The sequence below is a fragment of the Methylibium sp. genome (genome assembly GCF_031393925.1).
In the GTDB taxonomy this organism is placed as follows: Bacteria; Pseudomonadota; Gammaproteobacteria; order Burkholderiales; family Burkholderiaceae_C; genus Methylibium.
In genome coordinates this window covers 1-6,191 of the sequence record NZ_JANMWL010000309.1, presented here as the reverse complement: position 1 = coordinate 6,191, position 6,191 = coordinate 1, and the positions used below count along the sequence as shown (strand labels likewise).

Sequence of the window (6,191 nt, the reverse complement as noted above, 5' to 3'; positions counted from 1 at the left end):
ATGTCAGAACCCCTCCTCGACCAGCTCGGCCGCGCGCAACACCGCGCGCGCCTTGGCTTCGGTTTCCTGCCATTCGAGCGACGGCACCGAGTCCGCCACGATGCCCGCGGCGGCCTGCACGTAGAGCACCTGGTCCTTGACGATGCCGGTGCGGATGGCGATGGCCACGTCCATGTCGCCGGCAAAGCTCAGGTAGCCGACCGCGCCGCCATAGATGCCGCGCTGCACCGGCTCCAGCTCGTCGATGATCTGCATGGCGCGAATCTTGGGCGCGCCGCTGAGCGTGCCGGCCGGGAAGGTGGCGCGCAGCACGTCCATGTTGGTGGTGCCGGGCACGAGCAGCCCTTCGACGTTGCTCACGATGTGCATCACGTGCGAATAGCGCTCCACCGCAAAGGCCTCGGTCACCTTCACCGAGCCGGTCTGCGCAATGCGGCCGATGTCGTTGCGTGCCAGGTCGATGAGCATCAGGTGCTCGGCGCGCTCCTTCGGGTCGGCCAGCAGCTCCTGCTCGAGCGCGCGGTCTTGCTCCGGCGTGGCCGAGCGCGCCCGCGTGCCGGCGAGCGGGCGGATCGTGACCTTGTCGCCCTCGGCCACGTGCTCGTGGCGCACCAGGATCTCGGGCGAGGCGCCGACGATCTGGAACTCGCCCAGGTCGTAGAAGTACATGTAGGGCGAAGGGTTGAGCGAGCGCAGCGCGCGGTAGAGGCTGAGCGGGCTTTCGGTGTAGCGCTTTTGCAGCCGCTGGCCGAGCACCACCTGCATGCAGTCGCCCGCCGCGATGTACTCCTTGCAGCGCAGCACCGCCGCCTCGAAATGCTCGCGCGTGAACTCACGCTGCACCGCGTGCGAGGCGCCGCGCTCGACCGTCGGCGCGCTCACGCTGTGGCGCAGCTGCTGGCTCAGTTCGGCCAGCCGGCGCTTGGCCTTCGGGTAAGCCTCGGGCTCGGCCGGGTCGGCGTAGACGATCAGGTAGAGCCGGCCAGAGAGGTTGTCGATCACCGCCAGCTCTTCGGTCTGCAGCAGCAGCAGATCGGGCGTGCCGATGCCGCCGTCCTTCTGCACCCCGGCCAGCTTGGGCTCCATGAAGCGCACCGCCTCGTAGCCGAAGTAGCCGGCCAGGCCGCCGCAAAACCGCGGCATGCCGGGGCGCAACGCGACCTTGAAGCGCTGCTGGTAACGCTCGATGAAATCAAGTGGGTTGCCTTCGTGCGACTCGACCACGCGGCCGTCGGTCACGACCTCGCAATGCAGGCCGGTGGCGCGCAGCAAGGTGCGCGCCGGCAGGCCGATGAAGGAATAGCGCCCGAAGCGCTCGCCGCCAACCACCGACTCCAGCAGGAAGCTCAGGCGCCGTCCGCCGGCCAGCTTGAGGTAGAGCGAGAGCGGCGTTTCCAGGTCGGCAAAGGCTTCGCCGATCAGCGGTATGCGGTTGTAGCCCTGCTCGGCAAGGCGCTTGAATTCGGCTTCGGTGATCACGTCGGGGCCCTCCGTGGCCCAGGGCCACCTGCACCCAGGTGGCCGCGCAAACAAGGCATGCGACTCGCTGCACGAGGCCGGCATGAAAGCCGGCGCGGCACAGCGCCTTCGGTCAGCTGGCCCGGCGACGCCAGGGCCAGGCTCCCCGGTCGTGAGACCCCTTGGTTTGCTTGCGTGACATGAACATGAAGGAAGTCTAGCCCGGCTTGACGAGCCGGCGCCGCGCTCACCCCGCCAAGCGCGCCCGCATCTCCTCGATCACCACCTTGTAATCCGGCTGCCCGAAGATCGCGCTGCCGGCGACGAAGGTGTCCGCCCCGGCATCGGCCGCCGCGCGAATGTTGTCGGTCTTGATGCCGCCGTCCACCTCGAGCCGGATGTCGCGCCCGCTGGCGTCGATCAGTTTTCTAACGCGCTCCAGTTTCCTGAGCGTGCCCGGGATGAAGCTCTGACCGCCGAAACCCGGGTTCACGCTCATCAGCAGCACCAGGTCCACCTTGTCGAGCACCCACTCGAGCGCGTCCAGCGGTGTGGCCGGGTTGAACACGAGGCCGGCCTGGCAGCCGGCGTCCTTGATGAGCTGCAGCGTGCGGTCCACGTGCGTGCTCGCGTCGGGGTGGAAGCTGATCACGTCGGCGCCGGCCTGGGCGAACGCGAGCGCGAGCGCGTCGACCGGCGCCACCATCAGATGCACGTCGATCGGCACGCGCTGACCGCCCGCGGTGACGGCGTGCTTGCGCAAGGCCGCGCACACCATCGGGCCGAAGCTGAGGTTGGGCACGTAGTGGTTGTCCATGACGTCGAAATGAATCCAGTCGGCACCGGCGGCGACGACGTTTTTCACTTCTTCACCAAGCCGCGCGAAGTCGGCCGAGAGCAGGCTGGGGGCGATGCGGTAGGGCATGCGCGGCATTCTAGGGACGCTGCCTAGAATGCTGCGCATGGCCCGTCCCGAGTTCACCGTCAGCGTCGTTGCACGCTACCTGCCCGAGCAGTCGGCCCCCGAACAGCAGGCTTATGCCTTCGCGTACACGGTGAGCATCGTCAACAGCGGCGATGTCACGGCGCAATTGATCGGCCGGCACTGGCTGATCAATGACGCCACCGGCGCCCGCCAAGAGGTGCGCGGCCTGGCCGTCGTCGGCCATCAGCCGCTGTTGCAACCGGGCGAGCACTTCGAATACCAGAGCTGGGTGCGCATCGCCGCGCCGCGCGGCCAGATGGAGGGCAGCTTCTTTTGCATGACGGCCGAGGCGCAGCCCTTCGAGGCCAGCATCCCGGCGTTCGAGCTGTCGCAGCAATCGGCGCTGCATTGACTCGGAGGGGGTGACCCGCGTCGGTGGCCGAGCGCGGCGGGTTCGGCGCGGCGCGCGGCTCGAGTTGGCGCTGAGTTTCTGGCGCGCTTTCAAGCCGCGGGTGCGCTGCCTGTGCTCACGCCGACCTCAGGCGGGAGGCGGCTGGCTGTCGTCGTTGCGCTCGCCGCCCTTGCGCCCCGAGAACATCGTCCACCACACGATGAGCCCGAGCGCGGCCAGCGCGGCCAAGGCCTCCAGCAGAATCAGTCCCATGTCCTTGAAGCAGTCTTTAGTTGCGGCGATGGTAGGCGCGCTCGCCGCGTGCAGCACGCCGGTGACCCAAGCGCCCGCGACGCCGGTGCCGACACCGCGCGAGGCCCCCGCGGGTGCTTCCGGCTCGGCGCCGCCCGCCGCGCCAGCCCCAGCCGGCCCGCCGATCGAGCGCGAAGCGGCGCGCTGGCAGCCGGTGAGTTGGCGCGAGCTGCCCGGCTGGCAGGCCGACGCGCCGCTGCACGCCTGGCCCGCGCTGCTGGCGAGTTGCGCGCGGCCCGCGCCCGGCTGGGCCGCGGCGTGCGCCAGCGCCAAGGCGCTCGCCAGCCCGGACGACGCACGCGTGCGCGCCTGGCTCGACGCCACGCTCGCGCCCTACCGCGTGACCGCGCATGACGGCACCGCCCAAGGCCTGATCACCGGTTACTTCGAGCCGCTCGTCGCGGCCTCGCGCACGCGCAGCAAGCGCTACGCGCATGCGCTCTACGCGCCTCCGCACGAGCTGGCGCAGCACAAGCCGTGGTACACGCGCGCCGAGATCGGATCGCTGCCCGTCGCCCGCGCCGCGCTCGCGGGCCGCGAGATCGCCTGGGTGGCCGACCCGCTGGACGCCTTGCTGCTGCAGGTGCAGGGCTCCGGTCGCTTGCTGTTGACCGAGCCCGACGGGCGCAAGCAGACCGTGCGCCTGGCCTACGCCGGCCACAACGACCAGCCCTACCGGTCGGTCGGCCGCTGGCTGGTCGAGCGCGGCGCCTTCACGCTCGAGCAGGCTTCATGGCCGGCGATCAAGGCGTGGGCGCGCGCCAACCCGCAGCGCGTGGGCGAGATGCTCAATGCCAACCCGCGCTACGTGTTCTTTCGCGAGCAGCCCCTGCCCGACCCCGCTGTCGGCCCGCTCGGCGCGCAGGGCGTGCCGCTCACGCCGGGACGATCGATCGCCGTCGACCCGCGTGCCGTGCCCTACGGAACGCCGGTGTGGCTCGACACCACCGAGCCCGAGGCGTGGAGCGCAACGCCGCCGCCCGCGCGTGCGCTGCAGCGCCTGGTGATCGCGCAGGACACCGGCAGCGCCATCACCGGCGCCGTGCGCGCCGACTATTTCTGGGGCTGGGCCGAAGGCGCCGAGGAGCGCGCCGGTCGCATGAAGCAGCCGTTGCGGATGTGGGTGCTGTGGCCCAAGGCTTAGCAAGAAAAGTCTGACCGGAACGCCAAGCCCGCCTGCCGTCTTGGCTCCTTGCGCCTATGGGGAAAGCTTGGGGCCAGCCGGGGCTGCGCAAGCCGCCGGCAAGGTCAAACTTACACACGCGCTTGCACGACTCGAGGCGCGCCGCGCTCCATGCACACGCTTCGTTGCAATACAGCGTACGGGGCGTGGCCCGCTCGGCGGCGCGCCACTGGCGTGGATTCGGTGCGTGCAGCGGGCCTCGGGCACGTGTGTTGCCCGACGTGGATTGCCGTCACGTTCGCGAGCCTGCCAAATCGGGCAGCGACTCTGTAGCGAGCACATTGGTTTCACCCACCCGCAACAGGAGTTAGAACATGAACAGATTCACCAAAGGCTTGACCATCGCCACCGTCACCATGGCCGCAGCGATCGGCGTTGCTTACGCGCAGTCGACCACGCCCTCGGACGCGACGCCGGGCACGACCGGCACGCCGACCCAGAACCCGGCCGACCGCACCACGCCGTCCGCCGGCTCGCTCGACGCGCCGAAGGACACGACGGGCAGCCCTTCGACCATGCCTTCGCCCAGCTCCACCGGCACCATTACCCCGGGCACCAGCACCACCGCCCCGAGCGCCACCGATGGCTCCATGAACCCGGGCAGTTTGGACTCGCGCACCCTCGGGCCGTCGCGCCGTCCGAGCAACTCTGACAGCACCTCACCGAGCAGTACGTCGAACTCGGGCAGCATGGACAACAGCAGCATGACCCACAGCGACGGCAGCATGCGTGCACCGCGCAGCGACCGCAACTAAGCAAACCAAGGGCGCATCTGCGCCGCTCTCAAACGCAGCGGGCCTTGTCACCAAGGCCCGCTGCGTTTTGCGTTGTCGGACGACCGCGCCGTTCAAGCGTGGCGCGCTCAGCGCCCAGCCGATGAGCGCGCGATCCGCTCCGTTCCACCAAGTCCCGTCAGGAGGGCGAGCACGCGCTTGCGCTCGTCAACGTCGTACGAGTCGAACACCGCTCGCGCCGAGCGCGTCTCCGGCAGCACGTAGACGATGGCATGCGGTGTCGCGAATGCGGTGCGCAGCACGCCGTCATAGAACGAGGCCGGCACATTGATGCAGCCGTAGGAGATGCGGTTGTCGGCCGGGCTGCGCGAGGCCAGCCGCTCGAGGCGGCGCTCCGCCACGTTGGTGGCGCGCACGCGGTGCATCGAGACCGCGGCGTCGTAGTCGACCCAGACGATGTCCTCGCCCTTGCTGTTGCGGCCATGTTCGGACACGAAACGCCCGGCCGGCGTGGTGCGTTCGTAAGGCCGAACCTGGGCCAGCGGCCGCTCGCCGATGCCCGGCACCGAATCGTCGCCGCGCGCCAGCCCGAGCAGCACCGGTGCAGCGCCGCTCAGGCGCCCGGCAGCGTCGAACACGAACAGCCTGGCGTTTCGCTTGTCGATGATCGCAAACGGCAAGCCGCGCGGGTCGCCCGAGTCGACGGCCCAGTCGGCCAGTTTTCGCACGGCGATCGGTGCTGGCGTGCCGGCGAAGTCGGCGCGCTGCACCGGCCGGTCGGCAGGCGCTCGCGCACGCGGTTCACCGAATGCAACGGCCGGCGGCGGGGTGACGACGGGCGCGGCGGCAAGCAGCGGTGAGCGCGGCGCAGTGATCGTGTGCGGTTGATGGGTGATCGCGGTTGGCCGGCCGATCAGCTGCCACAAAAGCACGCCTGCGCCGACCCCCACGGCGGCGGCCAGCGGCCACACCCACGCGTCTTGCGGCCACAAAGGCCGCGGGCTGTCGCTCGGCGCTGCCGCTTTATCCGCCTCGTCGGTCTGTGTTGTCTCGCTCACCCGTGCCCACCTCCGCTTCGGCGAGCGACCGCACGCCCATGCGGCAGCCGCGCCTTAGATGCGACTCTGGGCAATCGACGGGCCCGCTGCGCCTGGCGCCAAGCCGTCGGGGGACGGATGAGCGGCCGGC

The 6,191-nt window shown here is 70.1% G+C and carries 7 protein-coding genes; 2 read left to right on the top strand and 5 right to left on the bottom strand.

The features are described from left to right. Positions 1-3: 3 nt before the first annotated feature. Both trpE and rpe read right to left on the bottom strand, forming a co-directional pair. The gene (gene trpE / locus RMO12_RS15830) at positions 4-1,479 is read right to left on the bottom strand and encodes an anthranilate synthase component I (RefSeq protein ID WP_309640008.1); all 1,476 of its coding nucleotides are present in this window, start codon (positions 1,477-1,479) and stop codon (positions 4-6) included. 226 nt (positions 1,480-1,705) lie between these two features. Next, a complete protein-coding gene (gene rpe, locus RMO12_RS15825; protein WP_309640007.1) occupies positions 1,706-2,383 on the bottom strand; it encodes a ribulose-phosphate 3-epimerase in 678 nt (225 codons plus the stop codon). A gap of 37 nt (positions 2,384-2,420) precedes the next feature. Between rpe and apaG the strand changes: the two genes are divergently transcribed. Further along, entirely contained in the window at positions 2,421-2,795 is a 375-nt protein-coding gene (gene apaG / locus RMO12_RS15820) for a Co2+/Mg2+ efflux protein ApaG (protein WP_309624762.1), read from the top strand. Positions 2,796-2,921: 126 nt separating this feature from the next. On the opposite strand, the gene RMO12_RS15815 is transcribed toward apaG, so the two are convergent. Next, complete coding sequence (locus tag RMO12_RS15815; RefSeq protein ID WP_309640006.1) at positions 2,922-3,047, bottom strand: hypothetical protein; 126 nt, start codon at positions 3,045-3,047, stop codon at positions 2,922-2,924. On the opposite strand from RMO12_RS15815, the gene RMO12_RS15810 reads away from it, so the two are divergent. Beyond that, the gene (locus RMO12_RS15810; RefSeq protein ID WP_309640005.1) at positions 3,046-4,230 is read left to right on the top strand and encodes an MltA domain-containing protein; all 1,185 of its coding nucleotides are present in this window, start codon (positions 3,046-3,048) and stop codon (positions 4,228-4,230) included. The genes RMO12_RS15815 and RMO12_RS15810 overlap by 2 nt on opposite strands. A gap of 418 nt (positions 4,231-4,648) precedes the next feature. Here RMO12_RS15810 and RMO12_RS15805 read toward each other — a convergent pair whose 3' ends face one another. Next, entirely contained in the window at positions 4,649-4,996 is a 348-nt protein-coding gene (locus RMO12_RS15805; protein ID WP_309640004.1) for a hypothetical protein, read from the bottom strand. 135 nt (positions 4,997-5,131) lie between these two features. Beyond that, positions 5,132-6,061, bottom strand: a complete 930-nt coding sequence (locus RMO12_RS15800; protein ID WP_309640003.1) for a hypothetical protein — start codon at positions 6,059-6,061, stop codon at positions 5,132-5,134. Positions 6,062-6,191: the final 130 nt, after the last annotated feature.

Excerpts from the sequence above, each read along its gene's own strand:
- RMO12_RS15805 (WP_309640004.1), bottom strand. The coding sequence starts at position 4,996 with ATGCTGCCGTCGCTGTGGGTCATGCTGCTGTTGTCCATGCTGCCCGAG.
- RMO12_RS15810 (WP_309640005.1), top strand. The coding sequence starts at position 3,046 with ATGTCCTTGAAGCAGTCTTTAGTTGCGGCGATGGTAGGCGCGCTCGCC.
- rpe (WP_309640007.1), bottom strand. The coding sequence starts at position 2,383 with ATGCCCTACCGCATCGCCCCCAGCCTGCTCTCGGCCGACTTCGCGCGG.
- apaG (WP_309624762.1), top strand. The coding sequence starts at position 2,421 with ATGGCCCGTCCCGAGTTCACCGTCAGCGTCGTTGCACGCTACCTGCCC.
- RMO12_RS15815 (WP_309640006.1), bottom strand. The coding sequence starts at position 3,047 with ATGGGACTGATTCTGCTGGAGGCCTTGGCCGCGCTGGCCGCGCTCGGG.